Genomic DNA, 26230 nt, shown 5'->3' with positions numbered 1-26230 from the left:
ATTGTAAAAATCCGAAATCTGGCACAAAATGGCATATTTTTGTATAGTTTGGAAGTCAATGTTGGTATATTGGTAAATTCGTACTAACGCAGTTTTCCTTGAATTTTCTGGGTATTTTGGATTTTTCGTTTTTTATTTTCGTGCAATTTCAATTCGCAATGTTGATAAAACTCACCATACAAATATACTTCTTACACGATTTTCAATTTTTCCATCTCACCTTTTGCATCTTCAAAACTCACATGCGTATATACATCCAGCGTGACACCAATCTCTGAATGCCCCATAAGATACTGCACCAATATGGATTCATTTCAGCTAAATCCATATTGGTGCAGTAAGTATGTCTACATGCATGAGGTATGATTTTCGGCATCTGAACTTAATAAATGCTATTGTATTTCATACAGATGTGATCAAAATACTTCTACCAATAAAGTGCAACCATCGGCATACCATTCTTATCCAGATACAGGAAACCAACATATTTTCCAATCATGGGTTCCTTTTTCGGAGCTTTACGCTTTTTTAGAATTCTCATTTCAGTTTTAAATAAAATGTAGATACCCTATAATACTTTGAGAAATGTGGATCTTCTTTTACAAATTTCAGGAAATCTCTCTCCTGCTTTTTTGTCATTCTTCTGCAACTCAACTAACCATAACTTAGCATCAGAAATACGAATATCGTTAATCTTACGACTGCCAAACTCATCCTTTTTCAGAACATTGATTACGGTCTGATGACCAGCCTGCGTAGACTTACGAACGCCGGTCTTCAAAGCAACATATCGTTCTACTAATTCAATAACCGTATATCTGCTTTCAGAATATTTTCCAAACAAAAGTTGGCGCTTTTTCAGTTCTTCAATCTGAACCCTTAATGCGATACAATCTCTTTTTCCTGCCGGGATCTTGTCGTTTGCTTCCAGTTTCCAACTGTACAAACACTTCTGTTTTCCGTTATCGTAATATGTGTAACGGTATCTTCCATCTTTGCCTTGGCTTTCTCCATCTCTTAAAATGATGTTGTATAAATAAAGTTGACACCTTATTCTCAAAGAATTCATGTATAATAAAGAGAATAAGGAGGAACTCTCAATGTCACGTACCCAACGTAAATACGACCACGAATATAAGGTCCAGGCTGTCAAACTTGCCAGAGAAATCGGCGGTGCTAAGGCAGCCAAAGAATTAGGTATTCCAGAAGGAACCATCCATACATGGCTGAAAGCAGTTAGAGCCGGCACATTGGATATTGGCGACGGTGCACATACCCCAGAAAGTGCAATGAGCCTCGCTGAGGAACTTGCTATGCTCCGCAAACGCGTTAAGGATCAGGATAAAGAAATCCGGCGTCTGAAAGAGGAAAATGAATTTCTCGAGGAAGCCAGTGCTTTTTTCGCAGCCAGCCGTCGGAAGTCAGCAAGAACCAAAGAATGACGTTCATTGCCATAAAAACGGAAGACGGCGCAATTAAGGGAAAACTCTCATTCTATTGCCGGATGCTTGGTGTCAGCCGCCAGGGGTTCTACAAATATCTTGCTCATAAAGACCGGCCCTGGAAATATCAGGATCTCGCTGATGCTATAAGAGCAATCAATACTGAGGATGAATACAATGATACATATGGGCGTATTCGCATGTATCAGGCACTTCTCCTTAAGAAACCGGAAGGACTCAAGATTCCTAGTGAGCGAACCGTCTACAGGGTCATGGATGAAATAGGCCTTAGTCATCGACCAAAACGTAAGCCGAATGGTATTACCAAGGCTGATCGGGAAGCTCGTAAGTCAGATGATCTTCTGAAGCGAGATTTCAAATCCGATAAGCCACTTGAAAAATGTGTAACTGACATCACCGAAATCAAGGCTAAAGATGGAAAATTATATGTTTCAGCTATCTTTGACTGCTTTGATTCCAGTGTCCTTGGTCTGGCAATGGAAAGCAACATGAAAGCAACTTTGTGCGAGCATACCCTGGATAATGCCTATCTGGCATATCCTGATCTGCGAGGGGCTATTGTACACTCTGACAGAGGAACACAATATACCAGTGAAACCTATCGTACACATAAATACTTTGCCTATTCTTCATTGCTTTGTATGGGCATGTCCATTTATTCCGGTCACAAACTGGTTTCTCCAAAGAAGAAAAAAATCACTGAATCAAATAATAGTGAGAATAGTTAAATAAAAAATTGACCTTTATTCATCAAAGACAAAGTTGCTGGAGAATATTTTTCTCTCCAGCAACTTTCTTTATCTTTAAGCCATTGAGATACAATACTGTCCAATCAGCTTCATCCAACTATTATATTTATTCTTTTCACACACCTTTCGGCAAATTTCATTCTCCATCAATACACAGAACATCTTATCATAATCAAATGCCCAAACAGCACCATTCACATGGTTTTCCACTGCTTTCTGATCTATGCTTTTCAAGCGTGTGACCATTTTTTCAATTTCTCCATTTCCCAAGTTACCGATATTTTTGCAGATAAACCGAAAGAAATTCAACGTTGCATATTCATCATGCCAATGGAACTCTTCTGGATTGTTTTTAATTTTACTGGCTCTCAGCTGTTCTTTGATTATCTGAGCAGCTACACCTTTCATCGAATCTTCGTATCTCATATTATTCACCTACTCTTCCTCAACGCCCAGTGACGGTTTAAATCTTTTATCCTTTGCCTGCGGTACCACAATCTCATAAAAATAAAATCCTAAATACCCAAGTGCCTGCTTCTTCATTTTATAAAAAGAAGTCCTGCCTATTCCTAACTCCTGTTGTACTTCCACATCTGTCTTATTATAATGACTGCAAAAACAGGAATGAAGGATTTCACTGAGCATCACACCATTCGGTGCATAGAACTTCACCAAAGTCATTCCCCGATAGATCATGTCCGACAATCCATAAATAATCATCAGATTATTCATCTCCCGGTGCATCTTTGGCACATTCAGCTGGTTGTTATAAATGCTCAGATAACTCAATGCATATGCCATATCTTCATTGATTTTCTCCTGGCATTCCATATCCAGTTCTTCTAACACAATCTGATTTTCCAAAATCAATTTCTGATAGCTTGTCATCAATTCTTTAATATCAGCATAATGTCTTTCGATTGTAACTTCCAGATAATCCTGTGCATGACTTGCCATCTGGAAGGTAATTTCTTTCATTGATTTAATTGCATAATCTCTGTCTGTCATCAGTTTCAAAATCTCCTTATCATCATCACACTAACTGGCGGTCTTTCAGCCCAGTTCGCTTTCCCCATGATTTTGATGGGAAGCAATTACTTACTACAATTTGCAGAAGCAGATATCCAAAAGGCATTGTGGGAGCTGCCTTTGCTGACCGGAATCCATCTTCTTATATAAAACCTGCAGGAATATAAAGGGAAAGTGACTATCCCTGCCGGTTAATAATCCAAATAATATCGTCTATACTTATCTCTCCTTATGCTGTTTTTCTCTCCATAAACCATTTATCCACTTCATAAAACAAGTGACTTTCCTGCCCCTGTATCATACAGGTGTACATCATTCCTACACCGCCTGCCTTTCTGCTGGCACATCGCTCGATTTTCAAAATTCTGTCGATGTTATATTTTCTTCCATCTTCCCATGTAAAAAATATGGGAACCAGTTGTCCGTCTTTCCGGAACTCTGCCACTACATCTACATATACTTTATTCATGCCGACACCTCACTATAAAATCTCGATTGCTCTTGGCGATGCCGGAATCCTTCGGATATATCCATTTAGCTCCAACTGCTTGATTCTGGAAAAAGCAGATGATATTGATCTTACTCCGATCATTTTTCCAAATTCCCGTACTGTCGGCGGATATCCATGCTCCTTCGTATAATCCAAAATACACTGATAACTTTCTTTCTGTTTTCTGGTTAATGCTTTTTTCAAATCTATCCCTCCAATTACCCATGAAAATAACTGTGTGGATGGACCGTGTGCGTACCAGCGTCTAAGTGGGATAAGACTTTATCCTGGTACATTGCCGCTCGCTGTATACTGAAATATCCAAACCGTCGTCTGATCTCATCTACAGTACGATCCAGCTTCTCTAACTTTTCCTTTTTCTCCTGATTTCCAAATAAATCCAACTGCACGAGAATATCATCTAACACAAGATCCGCAGCTCGGATTCCCAGGCTTCTAATGGGATGTTCCCATTTGTAATTATCTTTAAATAGCTGAAATGCTGCAGTTACAATCTCATTTGTAATATTCGTTGGCTGTCGTAAATGTATCTGTCTGGAAAAACTATACAATCCATTATCTCGAACTGTAATTTCTACTGTTTTGCATTTAAATCCATGTTTCCGCAATCGTGCAGCTACACTTTCTGCCAATGCTATTTGAATGATCCAAACATCCAGATCATTTTCCAGATCTCTCGGTGTTGTGGTGCCATTACCTATCGACTTTACTGGTGCTTCATACCCTTCCTTGCAAACCGGATCTTCATCCCAGCCATTTGCGAAAGCCCATAATACATTTCCTATTTTTCCAAAATGGCTCTCTAACAACTTTTCGTCTGATTCCGCAAGTTGCCCGATTGTCCGGATTCCAAGTTTTTGCAATTTCTTATTTGTCTGCCTTCCGACATAAAGCAAATCTGATGCTGGAAGCTGCCATATCCTGTCTTTATAATTTTCTCGATTAAACTCTGTGATTGCATCCGGCTTTTTGTAATCTGAACCAAGTTTCGCATAAATCTTATTCCAGGAAATTCCAACACTTACTGTTACTCCAAGTTCATATTTAATCCGATGGCTGATTTCTCTCGCAATCGTCATTCCGCTTCCTTTTAGATTTCCACTGTCTGATACATCCAGCCAGGCTTCATCAATTCCATATGGCTCGATCTTGTCCGTATACTCTGAATAGATTTCTCTTGCCATCTGCGAAAATCGCAAATACAAGTCCATCCGTGGTGGTACAAATATGATTTCCGGGCAAACCTGTTTCGCCTGCCATAATGCCATTCCGGTTTTTACTCCCTTTTTCTTGGCAATATAATTTGCTGTCAATACAATTCCATGTCTGGCTTCCGAATTGCCACCGACTGCCAGAGGCATTCCGGCAAATTCCGGATGATGCAGCATTTCTACACTGGCATAAAAACAGTTCATATCACTATGCAGGATCACACGCTCACTCAAACTTTTCACCTCCCAGCTGTTTCCTTCAACATGATGTCTTATCAATTTCTGTATGTTTAGTATATATCGACATTTCGGAGATAGTCAAGTAACATCTTGGTTGTATTTTCTCCATTTTGGAGATTATTGTTGATTTTATTTCTAACATACGGTATAATGCATATAGAAAATTCAAATAGAAATGAGGCGAACAAATGCGTGATTTCGGGGAAATATTAGCAGAAAATAGAAAAAAGAAAGGATACTCTCAATCAGATCTGGTAGACCTGCTTTCTCAGGAAGGTATTCAGGTCACTACAAAAGCAATCTCCAAATGGGAGACCAATGCACGAGAACCAGCTTTACATGTTTTCCTGACACTTTGCCAGTTACTTGATATCGAAGATATATATGAATCCTTCTTTGGAGAAAACCCATATAACATTATGAGTGGATTGAATGAAGAAGGCAGAAATAAATTGATTGAATTTGCTGATATTTTGAAAGCTTCTAAAAAGTTTTCTCCACTGTCTGCAAAAATTATCCCATTCCATCATCCTGTAGAAATTACCTGGGAACCAGTTTCTGCTGGTACTGGAAATTACCTGGAGGATTCTGTAAAAGAAACCTACGATGTAGGACACCTTGCTCCTGAGCAGACTGACTTTGGTGTACGGATTTCCGGTGACAGTATGGAGCCACTTTATCATACAGACGATGTTGCATGGATTCAGAAAAAAGATTCTCTTGCTAATGGTGAAATTGGAATCTTCTATCTCAACGGCAATACTTACATCAAGGAATTACTCGATGAGCCAGATGGTGTTTATCTGATTTCTTTAAATCAAAAATATCGTCCTATCCAGGTTTTGGAATCTGACTCTTTTAAGATTTTTGGAAAAGTAATCGGGAAATGCAAAGGTGCAGAAATTCCGGGATTCCATTAGATTTCAACAGCAGGTTCATGATCCTGCTGATAACAATAAGCAAAGGAAGTGATTGAATGGCAATCAATAATACACTAAAAGATATTCGTGAAGAACGGAATCTCATTCAAGCAGATTTGGCTGAAGCCATAGGTTCCTGCAGCCAGACTATAGGCCGCATCGAACGTGGAGAACGTAATCCCTCTCTTGAAATTGCAATCCGGCTGGCACATTACCTGAAAGTGCCTGTAGAAGATATTTTTCAAGTTGAAGACTGAAGCACAACAGCCAGAAAACCGAGGAGTAAAATCCCCGGTTTTCCTTTTGCTCAAAAATTAGTGTAATCCTTTTACGAAATCTACTGCGTTTTTCATATCTTCTTCATTCGGATGGCCTTTAGCAATACCTCCAACCAGTTTAAATGGTCCGAATGTGTCATACCCTTTACAGCCAAATTTTCCAACCACACTGGCATGTTTTTTATCCAAAATCTGCTCTATGGATTTATAATTCGCACTTCCACCATAAGTACAGATCAGAAATATCTTTTTGTCGTCCGGTAGATTCTTCTCTGCAAATCCCAATATCGACTGATGAAATTTTGAAAAATAGATTCCTGATGCAAACCCAATCATATCATAACTGCTCAGGTCTGCATCTGGCTGTTTCACAGCATCAATCAAATCCACCTGACCTTCTTCTGCAATCCTCTTTACTAATTTTTCTGTATTTCCATGATGCACAGATGCGTATACTATCGCTGTTCTCATTTTTCTTCCTTTCTGTCTGCTCCGTCAATCAGGTCATAGCTCATATCCAAAAAGTCCAATGTCTTCGCTTCACTGACTGAACCATCCAGTAAAATCGTGATCCAGTGCTGTTTATTCATATGGTATCCTGGTAAAAATCCATAAGTCTGAATAATCATGCTAGTCATTTCTGGATCGCACTTTACATCCATGATGTCAACCAGATTATTTCCCTCTAATCCCAGTTTCGATTTTTCAACCGTCATGATCACTGCATACCATTTCCCATTTTTATGTCGAAGTACTGCACTGTCCGATAATTTACTCCATAAATATTCCGGCATTGTGCCATACTGTTTCTGCACATATTCAAAAATTTCTTCTTTCTTCACAATCTATTCAACTCCTGATTTTTCTGATATCTTGCCCATAATCATACCACATTTTCGTATCCCATACTACCTGCCAAATTCTTTTGCATTTTCCCAGTTCTCCTGACTTTAACTAATAGAGGGGTAAAACAGCAAGGACAGGAAGTGAGGATACACTTCCGGGAAATCCCAATTTAGTGAACCCTGCCCTAAATTGAAAAAACGCTGAAAGCAACGATACTACTGTCCTCTCAGAAAGGAGAACCCGCCAATGGCTGAAAGAAAGAGAAACAAAGAAATCCATTTCTATGTCACCGAAGAAGAACGAAAGTTAATCCGCAGGAAGATGATAGAATCAAAGACAAAAAACATGGGAGCTTATCTGCGCAAAATGGCAATCGACGGTTACATCGTCAACACAGATACCACTCCACTGAAGAAACAGTATGAGGAAATGCACAAGATTGGTGTAAATATCAACCAGATTGCAAAAAAGGTAAATACCACCGGAGATCTATATCCGGAAGAAATGCAAGAATTGAAAGAGATGGTAAAAGAAATATGGCATATCTTAAAATCTTCCCCATTAAAGTAACAGACAAGAAAGCTCTAGACTATATTACAAATCCAGATAAGACAGATGAAAAACTGTTAGTTTCCAGTTTTGGCTGTTCCTCGGAAACTGCAGATCTTGAATTTTCTATGACAAGAGAAATGGCAAAAAAGAATGGAATGGACAAGGGTGATAACCTGGCATTTCATCTGATCCAGTCATTTAAGCCTGGAGAAGTTGATGCCGAAAATGCCCATCGCTTAGGGCAGCAATTTGCTGACGAAGTACTGAAAGGAAAATATGAATATGTGATCAGTACCCATGTTGACAAAAATCATATCCATAACCACATCATCTTCAACGCTGCAAGCTTTGTTGATCATCACAAGTATGTTTCCAATAAGCGGAGCTACCATAAAATCTGCCGGATCAGTAATCGCATTTGCCATGAAAACGGACTTGCCACCAGTATGCCAACCGGAGAAAAAGGTAAAAGCTATAAAGAGAATATGGAATATCATCGTGGCACCAGTTGGAAAGCCAAGCTACGTGTTGCAGTTGATAAGGCAATCTGGTCTTCCATCAACTATGAGGAATTTCTACAGAAAATGCAGTTAGCCGGATATGAAATCCGCCAAGGAAAGCACCTGTCATTCCGTGCACCGGAACAGCAGAACTTCACTTATATGAAATCTCTCGGAAGCTATTATTCCGAAGAAAATGTTCGCATCCGTCTGGCTAAAAATCGTAGCAAAGTAAAAACTCCAAGACATCTGTCCAGAGAAGCTCGCTTGTATATCAATATCTCCACTTATGTCACAACTGGAAATCGAGAGGGATTTGAACGATGGGCAAAGCTCAATAATCTAAAAGAGGCAGCCCGCACCTTCAACTATCTTTCCGAAAATAACCTGCTGAATTATGAAGATTTCCAGCAGCATGTTTCTGACATTGAAGCTTCTGTTAAAGCGGCTGATCAGAGAATAACACAAGTCAACAATAATCTGAGCAGACAGAAAGTCATTCAGAAACACTGTGATTCTTACCGGCTCTGCCGTAAAGTGATTGAAGATTGCAAATCTGCAAAAAATCCAAAAGCATACCGCAGTAAGCATCAGGCAGAATACCAACTCCACGATTCACTAAAAAAAGAGCTTCAGGATCTCGGTGTCACCAAAATCCCAAGCTCTAATAAAATCCAGAAGCGAATTGAAAATCTTGAATGTGAACAGACTGCTACTGTCCGGGAAAAACAGGAATTACAGAAAAAGCAGAATACACTGGAGATCATTCAGCAGAATTTCACTGCACTCCTCGATGCTCCAGAGATCAGTTCTGACTTACTTCCGGCAAAACGGGAACCTGTTTCAGTCACAAGAGATAAATAAAAATTGCACTGACAACTCAATTATTCTCTTCCAAATCTTCCCAAGGTTTCAGACCCATTTCCTCCCAGGTGACACCATACGGTGCACCTCCGGAGGTATAACCAGCAATAAAGAAAAATCTGTCATCTTGCAAGATTTCTTTTTTAGCCAGATTATCTCTTGTTTCTTTTTTCCGTCTTGCTCGCCTCTGCTGCTTCTTTTGTTTCGCAACAGCTGCTTTTTCTTCCGGCGTTTTCTTATGTTTTTTGCCATAAGTGTTTCCAGTGTAATCCCACTCTGAATGTCTCTCAGGATACGTTCTTCATAACTCTTTTCACGCTTTTCCATAATTTTATAAAATTCTTCATATTCCGTTTTAGGAGCAAGCGATTGAACTGCTGTAAACAACCTTTTGCATATATCATTCACTTCAGCATCAACCGGCATTCGCTGATTCTCAAGATAAAACTTCAAGTACATTTTGTATGTTTTATCTGCTATTGCACTCTTCTGTTTTTGTTTTAAGTCTTTATAGCTTCTGTTGTTCCTCTGCATCTATAATTCCTCATCTGACATCTTTCTCACGTGCCATCAAAAGCATTTTTTCAAAAGATTGAGCGAATCTTTCATCATCTTCCTCCGTCCGCTTCTTCGGTCCCTTGATATGACATTTACGGGAACTTCTTCTGGCTTTTTTATTCAGGTGACGTTCCATTAGCATCTGATCAATATTATCATTCGTGTACCATTTACCTGATTGATGAATAGCATAAGCACCTTTTCCCAATGCCATTGCAGCTACACCGTAGTCCTGTGATACGACAATATCTCCTTTATGGCAGATACTGATCAGTTTATAATCTACTGCATCTGCTCCTGCACCGACAACAACAACTTCGCTATAAGCTGATGACAGAACATGATTCGTATCACACAACAACGTTACCGGAACACTATTTTCTTTTGCGATTTTTTCAATGATTGCAACTACAGGGCAGGCATCTGCATCAACAAATATTTGCATCTTTGCCGGACGAAAAACACAAAACGAAAAAACGCTCCATGCAGATTTGATCCTTGCAGGTATCACACAACTTATTACCGTTGTTCTTGCAGACAAAATTCATCATCATGAATATATTCGCAGTTTGAAACCACTCATTGCTTAGGCTTACCAGCTTAATTAAATCAGAGGTTTATTTAAGTGCGCCCCAAAGTATAAATTAGTCACTCCCCATGTTTAAGTTATATCCCAAATGTAAAGCTCTTTCTTTTTGTGTTCTAAACACAAATAAATCTAACGAGTTTCGCAATTACCTAAATAATACTGCATCCTGCCCGAAGATTTCCCTGTTCATCTAAAATCTCTTTCTTCGTGCGTCTGTGCTTGCCCTGCTCATCATAAAACATATTTCTGGTAGCAATTTTCACTTCTGGATGTTCCAGCATTTTCCGTTCGCTGAATACGAGATGAATATGGTAATTGGTCATTTTCTTGTTATGGTGAAGTGCCGCACTGCATTCCACATCGTACCTTTTATGAAAGCTGTCCGTGAAAAGCCTTACCACATCATCTGCCTTGTACTCAACAAAACTTTCCGGAAGTGCAATGATAAACTCCCGTCCTTCAATACACTTCCCAGCTGTTCCGCTTGTATTCAGTGTTATCGTATGGATTATGGCATGGACCAAAAAAGCACTCGATAAAAAGGAGGGGATCCTGATGTTGATCCTCTATGCCATTTATGTTGTATATATCTGTATACGATAAATATGAAAATTGATTCACTGATGTGATAAAATTCTACCTTTATATTGGAAACAGGAAACAGAAAAATCACTTGCCGGCAGATAAATTTCTGCCGGCAAGCGATTTTTATTTTTTCAATTAAAATCCTGTCAATCTGAAAAACATCAATTCATTTGCTGATCCATCGTCTCGTTCCTGTGTCAGCATAATTAACAGAGAGCCGTCATCTAAAAGCTGCATATCTTCCAGCCATGGATAACTGACACCAAATATGTCCTCTGTAGAAATTGCACCTACGTGCGTTCCATCTTTTGCCCAAAATTGTATTTCGCGCATATTTCCATCTGCAGCCACAAAACCATTTTCTGTTTCCGCCATGCCTGTAATGGAACCGAGCTTGTCCGGAGAACTGATATCTTCTCCACCTAATTTCAAAAGCTGATTGCCATCATAATCATAGACAACAATTTTTGTGCCTTCATCTTCCACAGCCATGGAGCCGGCAACCATAATATGACTATTCGTGATCTGTACGTCATCTATCATAGAAAACAGTCCCTTGCGTTCTTCATCTTTATTTAATCCGGTCAGTATCCACGGTTCTGCCGTCAGGTTACCGCCTTGATTCGCAATCTTCTGAGTATCACTGTTCACCCAGAAACTGATTCCCCATTCTCCGGATGGATGCATATTCAGATCTCCGTCTACTGTTGTCTGAAGTGCCTTTTTCCCATCTTTTACGCCAATTACATCTCCAATTCCAGGCGAAAGATATAACATTCCACTGCTGTCCCCAGACAAATATTCAAAATCATCGTCTAATTCCATCGAAGATACGAATTCAAGTCCACTTTCTGAATATTCATAAGTATCCAGTTTGTTCTCCAGCAAATGGAACACTTGATTGCCCTGTTTTACAAACTGATGATCCATAATCTGCATAACTCCCTGTGCTTCTTTAAATGGGATATATTCCGGAACGATTGTATAAGAACCTACCATCTGCTCTGCCAATACAGGTTCAACAGGCTCTCCCTCCCATGGCCATGGTGCGTCTTTATTTCCTTCATCCTCTAATTTCAGCACAATTCCTTCTAACAATTCTTTGTCAGAATCATCTATTTCCTGTCCTCTTACTCTGATATCATAGGATGTGCCAGACTGTTCATAACGATACATATACGTTTTTTCTATGGAATTACTTTCCGGCATTGCTGTATATTCTGCATTTCCTATTGTTACAGTGTCCATTTTCCCTTCAGCATATGCCTCTAAATCCACTCCAAAGGCAATTAAACTCTTTCGATATGTATATGAATCCTCCTTGGTCGCTTCTATAGAAATGACATTCTCGGATCCATCTACTGTATCTCCATCAAAAAATCTAACGTAAGAATATTCTTCATCTTTCTTCATATTCTCTTTATCGTAGTTCCATGCCTTCGGATAATACACTGTAAATAAACTTAATTTAAGACTTTCTCTGTCTTTAAATTCTGTTTCTTCCTGCTCTGCTTTTTCCGATTTTTTCTTCTCCGGATTCTTTTTTTGTCCACATGCCGCTATCATCATCATACATATCATGATACACAGCACACACCACAGTTTCTTTTTCATGGCGTCTTCCCTCCTTTCATGATTTCCACATCCTTTTCAGTTATTCACTGTCACTTTTTACACAGTGGAATGTGTAGTAGTCATCATCATCACTGTAGTCTACTTTCAAAGTATCATCGTCATTTATCATCACTATAAGAGATGGATTTTCTGATTCAATCGAACAATATCCCAGTGCAACTGACCATGGGAAAGTCCCAATCTCCTCCCCTTTATAAATAACTGTTACATTACGGTCACTTTTGAAATCAAGACGCAGTGCATCATTGATGTTGTCTACTCCTTCCATAGAAGTCTGAGGTCCGTCTCCTAAAAGTTCTTCCACACTTTCTGCAGCCCACTCACCTATGACTGCATTTTCCTCCTCTGTCAGATAGAGTGCCGGATCCATTGCATCCGTTCCATCCTTTGCAAAAATCACCTTTACTCCCATCTCGAGCATATTATCAAAAGAAATAATATCTTTTCCGATGATTCCCACCATTTCTTCTCCTTCGATGCTCAAGATAAACTGATCATCTTCGACAGACCATTTTCCATTCCCTGTAGTGTCTCCAGCTGAAAAGGAAACTTTTCCGCCATTTTTCACTTCAAATTCAAAATCTCCTCCGAAAACTTCATCTATACTGACGGACATTCCCATCATCTGAGCGGACACCGCTACCCATTTCCCTTCATACGGGTTCTTTTCTCCTGATTTCCCGGAGCCTCCACAACCAGTCAATACTATCATACTGATGATAAGCACTAGTCCAAATAACAAATTCAACTTTTTTCTCATAATCTTCTCTCCTTTCAATTACTTATTATCTAGGCGTTTGCGAAACGCCACAAGCCGCATAAATACTGCATTTTTTGTTACTAAAAATGAAATATGTCTATAACAAATCCACGCAAAAGACCCATCGCAAATGCATGTGTGAATCTCCATGTACTACATCCTCATGCGGAAGAATGATTCACATATATCCAGAAAAGGATCTGCGTGCTTACCCGGGTGTCCTTCGAGGTACCGAAGAATGGGAAAATACTTATAAAATCAGGACTGCGGTTGAACGTGACATCAATCACCTCAAAGAGCATTTATGTCTTGCCGGACGAAAAACACAAAACGAAAAAACGCTCCATGCAGATTTGATCCTTGCAGGTATCACACAACTTATTACCGTTGTTCTTGCAGACAAAATTCATCATCATGAATATATTCGCAGTTTGAAACCACTCGCGTCCCATTGCTTCTGGTGTCATATACATAGAAAGCGGGTTTCCCAGAGCAAAATATATCATAGCAAACAAAAACAGATACTAGAAATCATACCAAAAGCATCTGTCACCCCCTTCCTAGAATTTCGTACCTCCACCACCATGCGTTCTACCAGAAGATGATGTGTGGGTGCTGCTGCCTGAAGAACTCTTTTCTTTTGCAGTCTTTGTTACCGTATGGTACAAGAACAAATCTCTGCTTTCTGTGACATTCATACTTCCATCTTTCACATAATTTCCTGCTGCCGCCTGGAAGCGAACGGTCTTCAACTGTGCCTTCATTCTTCCAACAATAATGAATGCCAAAATCACACCAACACCAATGGAAATAAAGATCCAATAGAATGGTAATGCATCTTTTGGAAGTGTCCTTGCTGTATACGGGCTTCCATTTCGTGCCTGTGTAATAAAATCATCACAAAGTTCAGCAAATGTCATACATGCGGAAAAATAATCCTGCGATTTCAGATCATCCATCATCTGTTTTGGAATATACTTAATGCCCGCATCGGTAAAAGCAGTGATACCATAACCGCAGGTTGATATATAAACATCGTTATCTTCTGTACTGATCAATAACAGCACACCATCTTTATCCGCTCCATATCCATATTCGCAGTAGTCATACATGTCATCTGCAAATTCCTCAACTGTTAATCCTTCGAGTGTATCCGTTGTCATGACGATTACGTCCATCTTCTGTCGGATACTGATTTCATCCAGGACATCGAGCAATTCGCTTTCCTCGCTGTCAGTCATAAGATCGGCCTGATCCTGCACCCGGTAATATTCATCCGCAAAGCCTTCGGAATCCTCTGCATATGCCGGAATTGTCATACCAAGACAAAGGATGAGGATAAGTAAAAACGATATCATTTTCATTTTCTTTTTCATTCCGTCACCCCCTAAAATAGTCCAATAAAGTGCAGAAGTGTCGCCGCACCATAGGTTACTGCTGTGAATGCTACTGCTAGAATTGCAGTCCAGCGAGTTGCTGCTGCTTTATCTACCGGCAGATCTCCGACGAATTTTCCGGTCTGTCCATTCATTGCAAATGTGTATTTGTTTCCATTCCATGTCGTATTCAAAAGCCATACTGGATATAATGCATACTTCGCTTTTCCATTATGAAACTGTACACTACTATTTTCTGCTGTGACACTGTTATATCCCTGAACGGTTTCAGCAAAAGCCTCCTCAGTCGAGCGCTTTACACGTGCATTCGCCCGTTCGATACTCTCTTCCGCTGTCACATCATATTTATCTGCCAAATATCCGGCAAGGTAAGCAGTCTGGAAATCCACTGCTTCCGCACAGTTGTATGGTTCAATGGATTCCATCAGATCATCCGCCATTTTAGACGAACCGTCTACGGGAACATTTTCAAAGCCAACGTTACCGCCTCTATGTACCATAAAGTAGCTGGTTTCCGTATAATCGTAATCACTGTCACTCCATACACGGATCTTGGTTGCCCGGTAACGCACATTGGCATCTACATCGGTATCAAAAAGCCAGAATGGAACATAGACTCCTTTGATCTCATCAATATGATTCTGATCCTTGAAGATCTTCGGCAAAAGACGCTTTCCGGTTAAATGCTTCATCAATCCTTCTTTTGCCGCTTTTTTGTCCAACTTAAACGGTATTACCAAATCCGGCTTTAATGCTCCTGAGAACTGTCCCATCATGACAATCGGATTGTCACAGAATGGACAAGAGGTCGCTGCCATATTGGCATCTCCCACAATCTCTCCTCCACAAGACTTACATACATAAGTACGTAATCCTTCGGTTTCACCTTCCTGCCATTCTCCACCGGCATTGGTTTCCCACTCCATACTATCTGTCTGTTCTTCCTGTAGTTCGTCGTCATACCCCTTCAGTGCATCCATTTCGAACTCGGTGTCACAATATGGACACTTCATCTTCTGAATCGTACTGTCAAATGCTATTGCGCCACCACAACAAGGACATTTATATTCCTGCAAGGTTGCCATGAAAACCCTCCTCTCTTACTGAGCCTGTCGGTCAAATTCTGCAAGCGCTTCATCCGCTCTCCGGATCCACTCTGTACGGTCGCCATAGATTGCTGCATCCAAAGAGTTCATTGCCTGCTCTGCCTTTTCTGCCATATCTGCATCTCCTCGTACCGCAGCATTGAATCCAACAGAAATATCTTTCACTGCATCCATCTGTTTCTTCCAGTTATTCATTGCATTGCCCAGTGTTTTCTGGATTCCAAACAGACTATCAAAATATTTTTTCAGTTTTTCAAAATCCAGACAATTATTCATCGGAAGCAATACATCATAAAGTCCCGGAGTATTAATAAATGCAAGATGTGCTACTTCTTTTTTCTCTGTCTTATCGCCATTTCTTACTTCTTCTTTTTCGAATTCATAAGCACGCAGATCTGCAATCCGATATACACAGGCTCTGGTACTCTTTCCGAATATCCAGAATTTATAATCCACCTGGGTAAATGCCACCAAACCGATATCCTCTGCTACGTAAAGATGCACACCGAATCGTTTCAGTTTCTGCGCCTTATTCTTTGTTTTCAGACGAGGTTCAAAGAAGTACTCCCAAAGCTTTGTTCCACGTTCTACCTGTTCCAAATGTGACTGAACACTTGGAAGATTTGCATGCACATAGTCAAATGCTTTCATACCCTTACTTCTACAATTCTTTCGGCAAATGCAATTTCCATCTGCCAGTTTCTGAGTCTGGATTAAGTTAATTTCTGCTCCACAGATTGCACATTTGTTTGCCATAATTCATTCTCCTTTCAACCAATACCGGAATCCCGGTTATCTTCTTTTCTCGTTTATGATTCTCCTGTTGCTTTCACGACCCATTTGGCATTGTCTACCTGGAAGCTATAACCACAGAAGGAACAACAATTGTGTTCATCTGGTATGAAATTGGCTCCACAGGATGGGCAATCTTTTTCCTTGAAAAATGCTCCGTCCGTCTTCCTTCTTTCTGGATATCTCGCCCTCTGCAAAACGAGTGTCGTTTTTGTTTTCTTTGTATACGGTTTTCCGCTCTCAGGCAGGTAGGTTTCACTTCCATATGCCGTAGCGGTAATTTCTGTTGTTTTGTCTGTATTTACAACATTTTTAAGTATGATCGATCCGATTCCATAATCCATCAGATCGGGCTTGTTTACATCTTTATAAAGTGCCTCATTGATGCAGGATCTCAGATAATTTTCCGAGTATCTTACGATTTCCTTTGGCAGCTTTTCCTGTTTTTCTTCCTTGGATTGGATAATTTTCGCAATTCCCAGAAGTATAAGCAGTGTAGCAATTACACCTATGGTAAGAGAAATATCCGTGTCTTTAATCAGGTAAAGGCATAAGGTCAGACACAGGAACATGATGCCCGAGTAAGCTAGCAATAACAATCCATATTGCATGTTCGCACCCATTTTCTCATAAATTTCGAATGCCTCTGTCTGCCAGTCGTAGAATTCACTTTGTATCACACCGCCACAATATGGACAGATGACTTGCTGACTGCTCAGTTCCACCTCAGCTCCACAGGATGGACAGAGGATCGTCCCTTTATCGGAATAAAATTCCTTGTTCTTACCCTGACGGTCAGAATGACGGATATGCCTTGACTGAAGAATCCGAAGGTAACTGTTTTTCCGATAGATCTGATGCACTGTCTTACCAGCTTGAGGAGAAATAAGACGTTCCAAAGAACTACATTGCAGGATAGACTCCCTCCACTCCCGTCCGTCATCATTCCATCTTTTGAAATTATTTTTTGGAAGTGGTACAACGTCCGTCACCTGGATATCTCGGCAAAGCTTACGCTTTCCCAGCAGTTCCACCTGATGAACCATCTTTCTGCGAAATGTAAGATCCATTCTCTTTGGAAGATAACCCTTATCTGCTTTTCCAAGTGGAAGTAATACATTTTCAAAGGAATCCTTGATGTCCTTCTGAAGCCTTGCCCCTTGCAACGGTGTTTCACGCTTTGCAAGAATTCTTTTCATTTTTGCTTTTTTCAAATTCTTTGGCATAAACTGTTCAAAGTCTATGTCAATGATTTTCTCAGCAATGGCAAACGCACAGATTATGGTAGCTGCAAACGCAAACAGCATCGCCTCTGACAATCCCATATTTATCCCTCCTCATCTATCATTCTATCTGGTTGACCTATTGTTCCTTCTCTTTGCTCTTACCAAATATTTCATAGATCAGGAATATGGAGATAATGATTCCCGCCGGGATCATCATAACGGAGGTAATGTTATCACCTATATCGCCTGTGTAAAGCTTGTATTCTCCATTCAAAGCCCGGTAAGCCTTCTCTGTCACTTCATCCCCCCGGGATATATCTCTGGAAAATACATCTTTTCCTGTATAAGTTTTTCCATCCACTTCAAAGGACAGAATTGCGTGATACTTTACAACTTCATCGCCCTTTTCATCGGTCTTAACACTTATCTGATAATCTTTTACAACGGCGGTTACCTGACGAACATCGGAAGATAGTTTATATTCTATACTGAAAAAAATATGAGTAATTCCATATACAACAAGCCCAATCGAACCAATCAGTAAGAATACACATATCACCTTATTTTGTGCTTTATCTGAAAGTACCTTCACGCAACCCCCTCCTTCCTATCTTTTCTTTTACTACTTTGTTTCTTCCTCGGAATCCTCTAACGTTACCTTAAAAGAACTCAGGAAATGCATAAAATCCTCACTGTCAACAAATTCCTTCACATCTAAATCTTCACACTCGAGACCCTTTGTGAAATTTACTTTCACTGCATAAACCATATTTTTATCAGATGGTTCCGTAAGCACTAATCGGATCTCACACTCACGAATGGAATCCTCTTTTCCCCAGCTTCTAAATACCTTAGAGCCTTTGTAATCCCCAATCGTGATATGTTCGAAACCACTGTGATCTTCTCCGTAGTCCTCAGCCTCACGTACCACTGTAGAACTTTTCGAATTCTCATGGAACAATACAATATCAATCGACGTATCATTTTCTTGATTTGCTAGTGTTAAACTGCTTGTATCTGACGTTTTTTCCTGATAGCCTAACTCCTTGGCAATTTCAAAGCTGATACTTGCTTCATCCTTTTCCTTCGTATAAGTATCTACTTCTTTCTTATATCCGTCTCCCTTTTTCCCGTCATCCTTTGAGCCACATGCACAAAGTCCAACAAGCATAGCAGCAATCAGAAGTACCGATAATTTTCTATATTTTTTCATCATTTCCCCTCTCCCTTCCAATACTTACAATCTTCTCCCCTCTTTTTCTTCCCGGTGATACTTGATAAGATCTTTACTTTGTGCGACAAAACCAATGAGACCTAGCGGAATCATTGCAGCAAATGCAAGAAAGTAAAACGGAGTTGGCCCTGGTTCCAATTTGTATCTTCCCTTTGAATCCCGGTAAACTACAATCCGCACAGTATCTCCTTCTCTTTTTTTCTCAGAGTAAGTTTTAAAATCGTCATATGTTGTTCCATCGATTTCATAAGTAAAGCTTACCTTATATTCTTCTTTTCGATTTCCGTTATCGTCTTTTTCATTCGTTTGAGCACAATTGTAAACGAGTGCATCAATTGTTCGGACATCGGTGGAATTCTTATACTCCCAGCTTACTTTCTTCGTATATATCATGCCACCGATTCCGGCAATAATAATGATAATACTTAAAATCAAAGCACCGATTGTGGCCTTATGCTCCTCTCTTTCTGATGGTAGTCTATACATAACACTCCCTCCTCTCTCTCGAATTACTGTCTGTCGTTTTCGTCAAAGAGGTCGCCACATTCTGGGCAGAATTTTGGTGGGTGTGCTGGATCTTCCGGTTCCCATCCACATTTATCACAACGATAAAGCGGTGCACCTTCCGGTTTCTTGGAACCGCAATTCTGACAGAACTTACCCTTATTTACGGTACCACAAGAACAGGTCCATCCATCTTCCTCTACTGGTTTCGGTGATCCACATTCTGGACAGAACTTTCCGGTCGCTGTAGCACCACATTTACACTTCCATGCACCTGGCGCCGGCTGAGGTTCTGGCTTCTTTGATCCACAATTCGGACAGAAGTTTCCATTTACCACTGCACCGCAAGTACATTTCCATCCATCTGCTGCCGGGGCTGCCTGAGCCGCCTGCTGCGCTGCCATCTGCTGCTGTGCTGCCTGCTGCGCTGCCATTTGCTGTGCCTGCTGCTCCTGCTGTTGCTGTCCCATAGCAAATAAATTCTGTGCGTTCATACCGCCACCTTGATTCATTGCCATACCCATGCCCATGAAGCCAGTCATAGCACCAGCCTGATTGCCTGCTGCTGTCTTCATTGCATCTGCCTGTGCACCAACCAGTGTTGCTGCCGCCATAGTAGGATCACGCATAATTGCTGTACGCTGTGCCTGTTTAATGAGTTCTGCATCTTCATCCGGAAGAGTTACAGAGCCAAGTGCAATACTTACAACCTGTAATCCTCGAAGTGCGCCCCATTTTTCTGAAAGTGCAGTATTCATTGCATTTTCAAGATCGGTATTATGAGTTACGATCTGGTTTGGGCGAAGTTCCAATTCAGACAAATGTCCAAATGCAGGCTGCAAAGCGGAGATAAACTCTGTTTTAAGAGTCGCGTCTAATTCCTCACGTGAATATTCCTGTTCTACGTTTCCGCAAACATTGGAGTAGAATAACAGCGGATCGGCAATTTTGTAAGAATATACACCAGAACAACGAATAGATACATCAATATCAAGTCCAATCTTCGAATCTACTACGCGGAATGGAACCGGATTCGGTGTACCAAAACGGTTCTCCAGAATTTCCTTTGTATTGAAATAGTAAACTCTCTGGTCTTTTCCAGTATCTCCACCATAAGTAAAACGTTTTCCTACAGTCTTGAATGTCTCTTTGATACTTTCGCCAAGATTTCCCGCAAAAATAGATGGTTCACTTGATGTGTCGTAAGTGAATTCACCTGGCTCAGCGCAGACTTCTACGACCTTCCCCTGTTCCACGATGATCATACACTGTCCATCTGCTACGGCAATACCTGAACCGTTTGAAATAATATTGTCATTCCCTTTTGTGTTTGAAGAACGTCCCGTAACACGTTTCTGCCCTTTAGTAACAAGTACCTCCTTTGGCATAGATTCACAGTAAAAAAACTCTTTCCATTGATCAGCGAGAGTGCCACCGACAGCACCCATACCTGCTTTAATAAGTCCCATAATAATTGCTCCTTTCCTAATAAATGATCCTCTCTATGTTGTCCGGTTTCTACCGGCAGATCACAAAAAATAATACTTTAATATATGATATTCCATGCATCCCCCATGACATCATAAGCGTAAACCTGATTATCACAGACACCATAAAGCTGTTCCTGTACAAACTGCTCGTCACTATCAGTTCCCAGTGCGAACAGCATACAACATCCTCCATCGATCTCGTCTGTATCACCTATATACATAAGGCTCATGCCTTGTTCCAGTCCTTGCCTGACCTCATCGATCTCCTGCAGGATTTCTAACGCAATCTCTATCGATTGACCATCTGAGAAATCCTCATATTCGGTAAAATCATAAACACCTTCCAGCTCTGTCAAATGCCCATCTTTCAAAGAAATCGACGGGCGGAATTCCATAGCGCTACCACCATCCGTAACAGAAATCAGTACATTGGAATAAATCTCGCTGAAGTTACAGCGTAGTACAAGAACTTCTCCCGGCTTTCCTTGAAACAACGGGGTGCTTTTCTCATCTATGTATTCCCCTTCTTCTGTTATTTCAGAAGCATATATCGTAATCCTTCCCTTATCATTCGGCGGTACGATTGCATACAGTTCCTGACCCTCTGTCATAAAATAAGCCGCACCGGACAAGAATGGATAGGTCTCTATGAATGCATTTGCCTCCAGATAAATGGATAAATCTGTCATACTCAGTTCACTGTCTACATATCCCAGGAGAGCCACTCCCGCTCCACAACTGTTCTGCCCAATCTGCTTTTGCAATATCGAAAGTTCCGATGCTTCCGCTTCTGCCTTATCGTCATCTGCTATTTTATTATCACCTGGTATCGTAACAAGCTGACCATTCTGATGCTTGCTGCCATCTGGATCTGAATTCGTTTTCCTTGTTTTCAGTCCACATCCACACACGAAACTGACAAGCAGTAACATCACACCTAATCGTAACGGGAACTGTTTCATATCCTCTTTCTCCTTGTAAATACGTTTTCCTTGCCTCAAATAAATTGGCCTTCTTACATCGCATAAATCTGATCCATCAGATATTCGGCAGTCATCGATCCGTAGAAAAACTGGTCGATAAGGCCATTTTTCTTTGCATCCCGAATGTCCTTTGCTACCTGTTTTTCAGTATTAGAATCTACGATAAGGGCAATTTTACAACCGGGACACACTGCCTTTACCTTATCCCGGAGCTTCAGCCTCTCACTGAGTTTCCAAGGAGTATAACTGGTTACTTCCATCATAAGCACATACGGTTTGTACACTTGACATAATTCCAAGGTATCTTTTGGAGACTCTGTACGGATCACATCAATATCATAGTCCGAACTTCTGAAGGCAGTCGCTACGGAGTCGGCAAACAGAAAATTCTGCATATCCACCACTATTTTTCGCATCGAACATCCCCCTTTCTTTAGCGATATATCCGATGTGTGTGTGACATCTTATTTCTTGGTATTATTTTAGCAATGAAATACGGTTTTGTCTGTCCTCAAAAGTGTGGACAAATTTATTAATGCGCCTAAAATTTACAGAATTTTCCAACATTTCCACATGCTAGACAAGGCACTACCCTGTAGCAAATGTTCTGAATCGTCAAAAAAAGACACTAACCTATGTTAATGCCTTTTTGTCATTATATGTAGTTTACTTCATTTTTTTGTATCAAACTGATTACCAGGCACAACCAGACGCTTACTGACTGCTGCCACCATCAGACGATTGCGGTTCGGATATCCGGTCTTCTCCAGCATACGGTTAATATACGTCCGCACAGATGATTCTGCCACATGAAGACTGGCTGCGATCTCTGCATTCGTCTTGCCCTCACACAACAAACGCAGGGTTTCCATCTCTTGATCCGACAAATTACAAGAAAGCACATTTCCAAGCTGTACCGTTGGCACACTGTCTGGCCAAAACTGCTTGCCCTGAAGGGTACCTTCGATCACGTCAATCAGATCACTGGAAGGAGAATCCTTGTACCAGAAACTGTCCGCTCCTATTCTTCTTGCCCGGTCTAAGAAGCGTCCTTCTAACATTGAGGTGACCATCACAATTTTAATCCGAGGGTAGAACTTCTTGATTTCTTCTGCTGCTGTCAGGCCATCGGAGTCATTTTCCGTGCAAATATCCATCAAAATCAAATCGATATGCCCCTCACTACATCGAGCAAGTGCTGCATCTGCACGCGTTAATACACCTGCCACTTCACATTCACCACTTTTTTCCACACTAGAACACAAATACATACGGACAAGTGCCTGATCCTCAACAATTAGTATCTTTTTCACAGCTCTTCATCCCCTTTCTAAGAGCTAATTCTTTGGTATATCTATTATCAAAGAAAACTTTGGCAAACTCTGTACATTCATCGTACCTCCCGCTGCCTCTATCCGATGACGCAAATTGGTAAGACCTCCGCCTTCCATAATCGTTTGCTCCGGCTGCTTGCCATTATTCCCTATCATCACCGTATAATTATCTGCATTGTTCCAAATATTTATCTCAAGTTCCGTTGCCTGTGCATACTGGATTGCATTATTCAGGCAGACTTGCATCGCAACATACATCAAATCTGCCGCACTTCCCTTAGGCTCTTCTCCCTTCATCTGTACCATCACACCACTACTCTTTGCATCGTGAAACAGTTTTTCCTTTGCGGACAAAAGAGCCGCTTCCCGAAAGGCAATACTTTTTTCCCATTCCTGAAGCACCATTCCTGCATCCACCTCACCTAGATCTCCGGCAAGATACTGCTTTGTTACCGTAATGCTGGCAGCCAGACTATCGTGCATCGCAGATTTTGCAGCCAAAAGTTCCTTCTCCTTGGCAACCGCCTCAACATTTTCAGAAAGTTCACGAAGCTTCTTTGCATCTTCGTCAAGCTTCCTATTATCATCTGCAAGCTGCACCAGTGCCCGATGTAATTCTGTAATATCAGCAGCTGTAAGCTGGGTATAGACTTCTCCATACCGGTCTGTTACTTTCGTCCATTCAAATTGCCATACCGTCTTATCCGGGAAACGATACGTATCCTCCATATCCGAAAGCCTTACCACGCCATCCGGTGGTGAGGCAAGCGCAATCTTCACCTCACCAAGATATTGCATATCACTTTGGAACAGATATTGACTCAGACGATACATCTGCCGATTGCAAAGCACAATTCCTCCAAGATTGTCAAAGAAGCATACTGCTGTCGGAAGCTGATCAAAGCTTTCTTTAATTGCATTCACTCGGAGCTTTTTCCATTTACCCATTGTCCCCGCCTCCAATCTGTGTTCGAATAAGCCATAACCCTTCCTCCATACAGGCTGTCACTTTCGAGGATACCACCTCCAAAAGATCACCCTCACATTCCACAGAAAGGTTCATCTCCGTATCGGACAAAGAAAGAAAAAGCGAATGTAAACCACCTCTCGTCATTCCCACTACATCTTTCACCAGTTCCAGCAGACGAGCGACTTCTGATGTACGCATCGCCCTTGTTGTGAGATATGCTACCCCACATTCTGTTCCTCCTGCATTTAACGCACGCACAGCTTCATCAAAAGTCAGACGAATCTCCTGTTGTGGCAGCATCTCGTATTCCTTGCCAAGGAAATACAGATTCGCACTTCGCTTAATATATGTACCAATCAGCATGATTTCCTTCATATAAGCCCGTAGTTCATCTGCATCAGCATCCTTACACAATGCAAGTAATTCACATATCCGGTCGGTCTGTTTTCCATGCTTTGCTTCCAGCTCATCATAAATACGATTCTTCTCAGCCAGCTCATGTAACTGCTTCTCTATCAAATAAGCATCGTGCAGTTTCTTTTTATTTTCTTCCATTTTGACCTTATTGGCATTCAAGTGGCTGCGAAGTTCTGTCAATTGACGGATATTATCCCCCCAGACAGTATAACCAATCTTGATTGGCGCTGAAGAAATACGCATTCCCTCTGGACTGATGATCGTTTGTCCATCCTGCGGACAGACCATGTCCTCTCTTGCCGTCTTAGAGCGGAGCAGCACGCGACCATTCTGGTCAACAATACAGGACACCAGTGTCGTTGCCTGAAATAACCCGACATACCCAGTATTGGACTGTATCATCCTGCAATGGATACAGCTTTCATAAATCGATGCATACAACAGACAAAACATAGCATTCATATCGCCAAACATAAAACGTACCTTTGGGAAATCCACCAGATACAGCAATCCGTACAATAACATGACACAGCCTAGGATAAATGGCATCATTCGCTTTCTGCCAATTTCCGGAACACGACTTTGCCGTAATAAATGAATGATGGTAAACAACATGCAAACAACCATCCATCCCAGACACGCAAAATATAGCAGGCGATGAGAATATACCTTGTTATCAGGCACTCCCGGAATCCCGCTTTTGAAGACAAATACCCGTTGATGCAGGTCATTTGTAATCACTGCCAGAAATAACAGCGCAGGAATCACTGCCAGTATCTGACTCTTCGCAGGCAGCCGGTAAGACTCAGGCTTCCCCATATACATAGCAACATACACCCCAAGGAGCGGAATAAACAGCATGGGAAGGTAATACAGATACCACAGATAACGCGCTACCGTCAGATTAGTAACGATCTCATATTTAAATGTCCGAAAAATCATCCATATCAGTATCAAGGCTGCCATCAGACGCAGACAATGCAATACTGGCTTCTGAATGATACGCTGATCCAGGGAATATCCCCACAGGACAAACAACAACAGATATAATGCAGCACGTACATAACTTGGATTGCTTCCGCCAATGTCATACATAGCAAGAAACCGGCAAGCATATGCTACTGCAATAATCCCAAAAACAAGAATCCTCATGCATAATTGTCTGGTGTTTCGTTTCACGTAATGAAGCCCTCGCTTTCTCTTGGACTCTCAGTTCCAAGTTCTCTTCTTATTCCAATCTCTTCGGAATACCTCGCTCTTCCTGCTGCAAGATACGCATCATACAACACATGACACCTTTCTACTGTGCATCTGAAGCAATCTCGTATCTAAAATAATTATAATATACCCCACTTTTTTCCGCAACGCATTCACAACAATTCATGATTTTCAAACCAGTGGACAATCTTGTAAGGCATGGTGCTAGGAAAATCAAATCCCTGTTTTTACAATAGGATACTGGATGCGCAGATTATGAAATACTGGAA

At 40.9% G+C, this 26230-nt stretch carries 31 protein-coding genes and 3 pseudogenes; 8 read left to right on the top strand and 26 right to left on the bottom strand.

All coding sequences use genetic code 11. From position 1 onward, the window contains the following. Positions 1 to 568: 568 nt before the first annotated feature. The gene (locus ACQRBH_RS13910; RefSeq protein ID WP_427762158.1) at positions 569 to 1069 is read right to left on the bottom strand and encodes an integrase DNA-binding domain-containing protein; all 501 of its coding nucleotides are present in this window, start codon (positions 1067 to 1069) and stop codon (positions 569 to 571) included. Positions 1070 to 1100: 31 nt separating this feature from the next. On the opposite strand from ACQRBH_RS13910, the gene ACQRBH_RS13905 reads away from it, so the two are divergent. Together ACQRBH_RS13905 and ACQRBH_RS13900 are read left to right on the top strand one after the other, a co-directional pair. After that, complete coding sequence (locus ACQRBH_RS13905; protein WP_154433227.1) at positions 1101 to 1442, top strand: transposase; 342 nt, start codon at positions 1101 to 1103, stop codon at positions 1440 to 1442. Next, positions 1439 to 2191: a DUF6219 family protein gene (locus ACQRBH_RS13900; protein WP_427762156.1), complete on the top strand. Its 753-nt coding sequence runs from the start codon at positions 1439 to 1441 to the stop codon at positions 2189 to 2191. Before ACQRBH_RS13905 ends, ACQRBH_RS13900 begins: the two co-directional genes overlap by 4 nt. Positions 2192 to 2266: 75 nt before the next feature. Here ACQRBH_RS13900 and ACQRBH_RS13895 read toward each other — a convergent pair whose 3' ends face one another. The 5 genes from ACQRBH_RS13895 to dinB all read right to left on the bottom strand — a co-directional run bounded on the left by ACQRBH_RS13895 (position 2267) and on the right by dinB (position 5197). Beyond that, positions 2267 to 2638, bottom strand: a complete 372-nt coding sequence (locus ACQRBH_RS13895) for a hypothetical protein (RefSeq protein ID WP_055059686.1) — start codon at positions 2636 to 2638, stop codon at positions 2267 to 2269. A 9-nt stretch (positions 2639 to 2647) separates the two neighbouring features. Then, positions 2648 to 3220 (bottom strand): hypothetical protein, encoded by a 573-nt coding sequence (locus ACQRBH_RS13890; protein WP_287840940.1) that lies wholly within the window; start codon positions 3218 to 3220, stop codon positions 2648 to 2650. A 250-nt stretch (positions 3221 to 3470) separates the two neighbouring features. Then, positions 3471 to 3710, bottom strand: coding sequence for a hypothetical protein (locus ACQRBH_RS13885; protein ID WP_055180584.1), 240 nt, complete (start codon positions 3708 to 3710; stop codon positions 3471 to 3473). Positions 3711 to 3722: 12 nt separating this feature from the next. After that, positions 3723 to 3935 (bottom strand): DNA-binding protein, encoded by a 213-nt coding sequence (locus tag ACQRBH_RS13880; RefSeq protein WP_287840941.1) that lies wholly within the window; start codon positions 3933 to 3935, stop codon positions 3723 to 3725. A 14-nt stretch (positions 3936 to 3949) separates the two neighbouring features. After that, on the bottom strand, positions 3950 to 5197 hold the full coding sequence (dinB, locus tag ACQRBH_RS13875) for a DNA polymerase IV (RefSeq protein WP_287840942.1): 1248 nt from the start codon (positions 5195 to 5197) through the stop codon (positions 3950 to 3952). Positions 5198 to 5391: 194 nt separating this feature from the next. Here dinB and ACQRBH_RS13870 point away from each other — a divergent pair, with 194 nt between their 5' ends. Beyond that, the gene (locus ACQRBH_RS13870; protein ID WP_427762153.1) at positions 5392 to 6123 is read left to right on the top strand and encodes a helix-turn-helix domain-containing protein; all 732 of its coding nucleotides are present in this window, start codon (positions 5392 to 5394) and stop codon (positions 6121 to 6123) included. A gap of 56 nt (positions 6124 to 6179) precedes the next feature. Continuing rightward, positions 6180 to 6380, top strand: coding sequence for a helix-turn-helix transcriptional regulator (locus ACQRBH_RS13865; RefSeq protein ID WP_005344265.1), 201 nt, complete (start codon positions 6180 to 6182; stop codon positions 6378 to 6380). Positions 6381 to 6437: 57 nt separating this feature from the next. Here ACQRBH_RS13865 and ACQRBH_RS13860 read toward each other — a convergent pair whose 3' ends face one another. Together ACQRBH_RS13860 and ACQRBH_RS13855 are read right to left on the bottom strand one after the other, a co-directional pair. Continuing rightward, positions 6438 to 6872 carry a flavodoxin family protein gene (locus ACQRBH_RS13860; protein WP_287840944.1) on the bottom strand — a complete coding sequence of 145 codons (435 nt, stop codon included), beginning with the start codon at positions 6870 to 6872 and terminating at the stop codon, positions 6438 to 6440. Beyond that, entirely contained in the window at positions 6869 to 7243 is a 375-nt protein-coding gene (locus ACQRBH_RS13855) for an MmcQ/YjbR family DNA-binding protein (protein WP_287840945.1), read from the bottom strand. Before ACQRBH_RS13855 ends, ACQRBH_RS13860 begins: the two co-directional genes overlap by 4 nt. A gap of 250 nt (positions 7244 to 7493) precedes the next feature. On the opposite strand from ACQRBH_RS13855, the gene ACQRBH_RS13850 reads away from it, so the two are divergent. After that, on the top strand, positions 7494 to 7817 hold the full coding sequence (locus ACQRBH_RS13850) for a MobC family plasmid mobilization relaxosome protein (RefSeq protein ID WP_117761217.1): 324 nt from the start codon (positions 7494 to 7496) through the stop codon (positions 7815 to 7817). Then, positions 7784 to 9163 (top strand): relaxase/mobilization nuclease domain-containing protein, encoded by a 1380-nt coding sequence (locus ACQRBH_RS13845; RefSeq protein WP_216244414.1) that lies wholly within the window; start codon positions 7784 to 7786, stop codon positions 9161 to 9163. The genes ACQRBH_RS13850 and ACQRBH_RS13845 overlap by 34 nt, the downstream gene beginning before the upstream one ends. A 48-nt stretch (positions 9164 to 9211) precedes the next feature. Here the strand turns inward: ACQRBH_RS13845 and ACQRBH_RS13840 are convergent, their stop codons facing one another. Both ACQRBH_RS13840 and ACQRBH_RS13835 read right to left on the bottom strand, forming a co-directional pair. Continuing rightward, positions 9212 to 9697 carry a hypothetical protein gene (locus ACQRBH_RS13840; RefSeq protein WP_427762150.1) on the bottom strand — a complete coding sequence of 162 codons (486 nt, stop codon included), beginning with the start codon at positions 9695 to 9697 and terminating at the stop codon, positions 9212 to 9214. Positions 9698 to 9707: 10 nt separating this feature from the next. After that, positions 9708 to 10166 carry a YaiI/YqxD family protein gene (locus ACQRBH_RS13835; RefSeq protein WP_216244438.1) on the bottom strand — a complete coding sequence of 153 codons (459 nt, stop codon included), beginning with the start codon at positions 10164 to 10166 and terminating at the stop codon, positions 9708 to 9710. On the opposite strand from ACQRBH_RS13835, the pseudogene ACQRBH_RS13830 reads away from it, so the two are divergent. Further along, positions 10156 to 10311, top strand: a pseudogene (locus ACQRBH_RS13830) (ISNCY family transposase); the annotation flags it as partial. The gene ACQRBH_RS13835 and the pseudogene ACQRBH_RS13830 sit on opposite strands and share 11 nt — an antisense overlap. A 151-nt stretch (positions 10312 to 10462) precedes the next feature. On the opposite strand, the pseudogene ACQRBH_RS13825 reads toward ACQRBH_RS13830, so the two are convergent. The 3 genes and pseudogenes from ACQRBH_RS13825 to ACQRBH_RS13815 all read right to left on the bottom strand — a co-directional run. Next, positions 10463 to 10792, bottom strand: a pseudogene (locus tag ACQRBH_RS13825) (MobA/MobL family protein); the annotation flags it as partial. A 238-nt stretch (positions 10793 to 11030) separates the two neighbouring features. Further along, complete coding sequence (locus ACQRBH_RS13820; protein ID WP_195368888.1) at positions 11031 to 12509, bottom strand: hypothetical protein; 1479 nt, start codon at positions 12507 to 12509, stop codon at positions 11031 to 11033. A 40-nt stretch (positions 12510 to 12549) separates the two neighbouring features. Beyond that, positions 12550 to 13290 carry a hypothetical protein gene (locus tag ACQRBH_RS13815; protein WP_216244416.1) on the bottom strand — a complete coding sequence of 247 codons (741 nt, stop codon included), beginning with the start codon at positions 13288 to 13290 and terminating at the stop codon, positions 12550 to 12552. Positions 13291 to 13367: 77 nt separating this feature from the next. Here ACQRBH_RS13815 and ACQRBH_RS13810 point away from each other — a divergent pair. Continuing rightward, a pseudogene (locus ACQRBH_RS13810) lies at positions 13368 to 13733 on the top strand (ISNCY family transposase); the annotation flags it as partial. Between the two features lie 117 nt (positions 13734 to 13850). Here the strand turns inward: ACQRBH_RS13810 and ACQRBH_RS13805 are convergent. The 13 genes from ACQRBH_RS13805 to ACQRBH_RS13745 form a co-directional block, all read right to left on the bottom strand. After that, positions 13851 to 14666 (bottom strand): TPM domain-containing protein, encoded by an 816-nt coding sequence (locus ACQRBH_RS13805; RefSeq protein ID WP_117891090.1) that lies wholly within the window; start codon positions 14664 to 14666, stop codon positions 13851 to 13853. An 11-nt stretch (positions 14667 to 14677) separates the two neighbouring features. Further along, complete coding sequence (locus tag ACQRBH_RS13800) at positions 14678 to 15772, bottom strand: hypothetical protein (protein ID WP_216244418.1); 1095 nt, start codon at positions 15770 to 15772, stop codon at positions 14678 to 14680. A gap of 15 nt (positions 15773 to 15787) precedes the next feature. Then, positions 15788 to 16549 (bottom strand): hypothetical protein, encoded by a 762-nt coding sequence (locus tag ACQRBH_RS13795; RefSeq protein ID WP_216244419.1) that lies wholly within the window; start codon positions 16547 to 16549, stop codon positions 15788 to 15790. A 53-nt stretch (positions 16550 to 16602) separates the two neighbouring features. After that, on the bottom strand, positions 16603 to 17910 hold the full coding sequence (locus ACQRBH_RS13790; RefSeq protein WP_117891087.1) for a zinc ribbon domain-containing protein: 1308 nt from the start codon (positions 17908 to 17910) through the stop codon (positions 16603 to 16605). 37 nt (positions 17911 to 17947) lie between these two features. Continuing rightward, on the bottom strand, positions 17948 to 18403 hold the full coding sequence (locus tag ACQRBH_RS13785) for a hypothetical protein (protein WP_117891086.1): 456 nt from the start codon (positions 18401 to 18403) through the stop codon (positions 17948 to 17950). Between the two features lie 30 nt (positions 18404 to 18433). Beyond that, positions 18434 to 19027 (bottom strand): hypothetical protein, encoded by a 594-nt coding sequence (locus ACQRBH_RS13780; RefSeq protein ID WP_117891085.1) that lies wholly within the window; start codon positions 19025 to 19027, stop codon positions 18434 to 18436. A gap of 21 nt (positions 19028 to 19048) precedes the next feature. Continuing rightward, a complete protein-coding gene (locus tag ACQRBH_RS13775; protein WP_117891084.1) occupies positions 19049 to 19531 on the bottom strand; it encodes a DUF3592 domain-containing protein in 483 nt (160 codons plus the stop codon). A 23-nt stretch (positions 19532 to 19554) separates the two neighbouring features. Next, on the bottom strand, positions 19555 to 21018 hold the full coding sequence (locus ACQRBH_RS13770) for an SPFH domain-containing protein (protein WP_117891083.1): 1464 nt from the start codon (positions 21016 to 21018) through the stop codon (positions 19555 to 19557). 77 nt (positions 21019 to 21095) lie between these two features. Beyond that, a complete protein-coding gene (locus tag ACQRBH_RS13765; RefSeq protein ID WP_427762144.1) occupies positions 21096 to 22001 on the bottom strand; it encodes a hypothetical protein in 906 nt (301 codons plus the stop codon). Positions 22002 to 22054: 53 nt separating this feature from the next. Then, positions 22055 to 22438, bottom strand: coding sequence for a hypothetical protein (locus ACQRBH_RS13760; RefSeq protein WP_216244421.1), 384 nt, complete (start codon positions 22436 to 22438; stop codon positions 22055 to 22057). A 255-nt stretch (positions 22439 to 22693) separates the two neighbouring features. After that, positions 22694 to 23335, bottom strand: coding sequence for a response regulator transcription factor (locus ACQRBH_RS13755; protein ID WP_287840947.1), 642 nt, complete (start codon positions 23333 to 23335; stop codon positions 22694 to 22696). Positions 23336 to 23359: 24 nt separating this feature from the next. Further along, positions 23360 to 24304, bottom strand: coding sequence for a PAS domain-containing sensor histidine kinase (locus ACQRBH_RS13750; RefSeq protein WP_216244422.1), 945 nt, complete (start codon positions 24302 to 24304; stop codon positions 23360 to 23362). Beyond that, positions 24297 to 25922 carry a histidine kinase N-terminal 7TM domain-containing protein gene (locus ACQRBH_RS13745; protein WP_287840948.1) on the bottom strand — a complete coding sequence of 542 codons (1626 nt, stop codon included), beginning with the start codon at positions 25920 to 25922 and terminating at the stop codon, positions 24297 to 24299. Before ACQRBH_RS13745 ends, ACQRBH_RS13750 begins: the two co-directional genes overlap by 8 nt. Between the last annotated feature and the right edge of the window lie 308 nt (positions 25923 to 26230).

This window comes from Bariatricus sp. SGI.161 (assembly GCF_050313695.1).
Lineage (GTDB): Bacteria > Bacillota > Clostridia > Lachnospirales > Lachnospiraceae > JAFBIX01.
The sequence above is the reverse complement of the archived record's forward strand: the minus strand, read 5'-3'. Positions and strand labels throughout refer to the sequence as shown.

What these genes read in the sequence shown, in the direction of transcription:
- ACQRBH_RS13835 (WP_216244438.1), bottom strand. Translation starts at nt 10,166, where the DNA reads ATGCAAATATTTGTTGATGCAGATGCCTGCCCTGTAGTTGCAATCATT.
- ACQRBH_RS13780 (WP_117891085.1), bottom strand. Translation starts at nt 19,027, where the DNA reads ATGATGAAAAAATATAGAAAATTATCGGTACTTCTGATTGCTGCTATG.
- ACQRBH_RS13775 (WP_117891084.1), bottom strand. Translation starts at nt 19,531, where the DNA reads ATGTATAGACTACCATCAGAAAGAGAGGAGCATAAGGCCACAATCGGT.
- ACQRBH_RS13895 (WP_055059686.1), bottom strand. Translation starts at nt 2,638, where the DNA reads ATGAGATACGAAGATTCGATGAAAGGTGTAGCTGCTCAGATAATCAAA.
- ACQRBH_RS13865 (WP_005344265.1), top strand. Translation starts at nt 6,180, where the DNA reads ATGGCAATCAATAATACACTAAAAGATATTCGTGAAGAACGGAATCTC.
- ACQRBH_RS13890 (WP_287840940.1), bottom strand. Translation starts at nt 3,220, where the DNA reads ATGACAGACAGAGATTATGCAATTAAATCAATGAAAGAAATTACCTTC.
- ACQRBH_RS13905 (WP_154433227.1), top strand. Translation starts at nt 1,101, where the DNA reads ATGTCACGTACCCAACGTAAATACGACCACGAATATAAGGTCCAGGCT.
- ACQRBH_RS13800 (WP_216244418.1), bottom strand. Translation starts at nt 15,772, where the DNA reads ATGGCAACCTTGCAGGAATATAAATGTCCTTGTTGTGGTGGCGCAATA.
- ACQRBH_RS13885 (WP_055180584.1), bottom strand. Translation starts at nt 3,710, where the DNA reads ATGAATAAAGTATATGTAGATGTAGTGGCAGAGTTCCGGAAAGACGGA.
- ACQRBH_RS13910 (WP_427762158.1), bottom strand. Translation starts at nt 1,069, where the DNA reads ATGAATTCTTTGAGAATAAGGTGTCAACTTTATTTATACAACATCATT.
- ACQRBH_RS13840 (WP_427762150.1), bottom strand. Translation starts at nt 9,697, where the DNA reads ATGCAGAGGAACAACAGAAGCTATAAAGACTTAAAACAAAAACAGAAG.
- ACQRBH_RS13900 (WP_427762156.1), top strand. Translation starts at nt 1,439, where the DNA reads ATGACGTTCATTGCCATAAAAACGGAAGACGGCGCAATTAAGGGAAAA.
- ACQRBH_RS13765 (WP_427762144.1), bottom strand. Translation starts at nt 22,001, where the DNA reads ATGAAACAGTTCCCGTTACGATTAGGTGTGATGTTACTGCTTGTCAGT.
- ACQRBH_RS13870 (WP_427762153.1), top strand. Translation starts at nt 5,392, where the DNA reads ATGCGTGATTTCGGGGAAATATTAGCAGAAAATAGAAAAAAGAAAGGA.
- ACQRBH_RS13820 (WP_195368888.1), bottom strand. Translation starts at nt 12,509, where the DNA reads ATGAAAAAGAAACTGTGGTGTGTGCTGTGTATCATGATATGTATGATG.
- ACQRBH_RS13805 (WP_117891090.1), bottom strand. Translation starts at nt 14,666, where the DNA reads ATGAAAAAGAAAATGAAAATGATATCGTTTTTACTTATCCTCATCCTT.
- ACQRBH_RS13760 (WP_216244421.1), bottom strand. Translation starts at nt 22,438, where the DNA reads ATGCGAAAAATAGTGGTGGATATGCAGAATTTTCTGTTTGCCGACTCC.
- ACQRBH_RS13845 (WP_216244414.1), top strand. Translation starts at nt 7,784, where the DNA reads ATGGCATATCTTAAAATCTTCCCCATTAAAGTAACAGACAAGAAAGCT.
- ACQRBH_RS13795 (WP_216244419.1), bottom strand. Translation starts at nt 16,549, where the DNA reads ATGGCAAACAAATGTGCAATCTGTGGAGCAGAAATTAACTTAATCCAG.
- ACQRBH_RS13815 (WP_216244416.1), bottom strand. Translation starts at nt 13,290, where the DNA reads ATGAGAAAAAAGTTGAATTTGTTATTTGGACTAGTGCTTATCATCAGT.
- ACQRBH_RS13790 (WP_117891087.1), bottom strand. Translation starts at nt 17,910, where the DNA reads ATGGGATTGTCAGAGGCGATGCTGTTTGCGTTTGCAGCTACCATAATC.
- ACQRBH_RS13860 (WP_287840944.1), bottom strand. Translation starts at nt 6,872, where the DNA reads ATGAGAACAGCGATAGTATACGCATCTGTGCATCATGGAAATACAGAA.
- ACQRBH_RS13750 (WP_216244422.1), bottom strand. Translation starts at nt 24,304, where the DNA reads ATGGGTAAATGGAAAAAGCTCCGAGTGAATGCAATTAAAGAAAGCTTT.
- ACQRBH_RS13770 (WP_117891083.1), bottom strand. Translation starts at nt 21,018, where the DNA reads ATGGGACTTATTAAAGCAGGTATGGGTGCTGTCGGTGGCACTCTCGCT.
- ACQRBH_RS13850 (WP_117761217.1), top strand. Translation starts at nt 7,494, where the DNA reads ATGGCTGAAAGAAAGAGAAACAAAGAAATCCATTTCTATGTCACCGAA.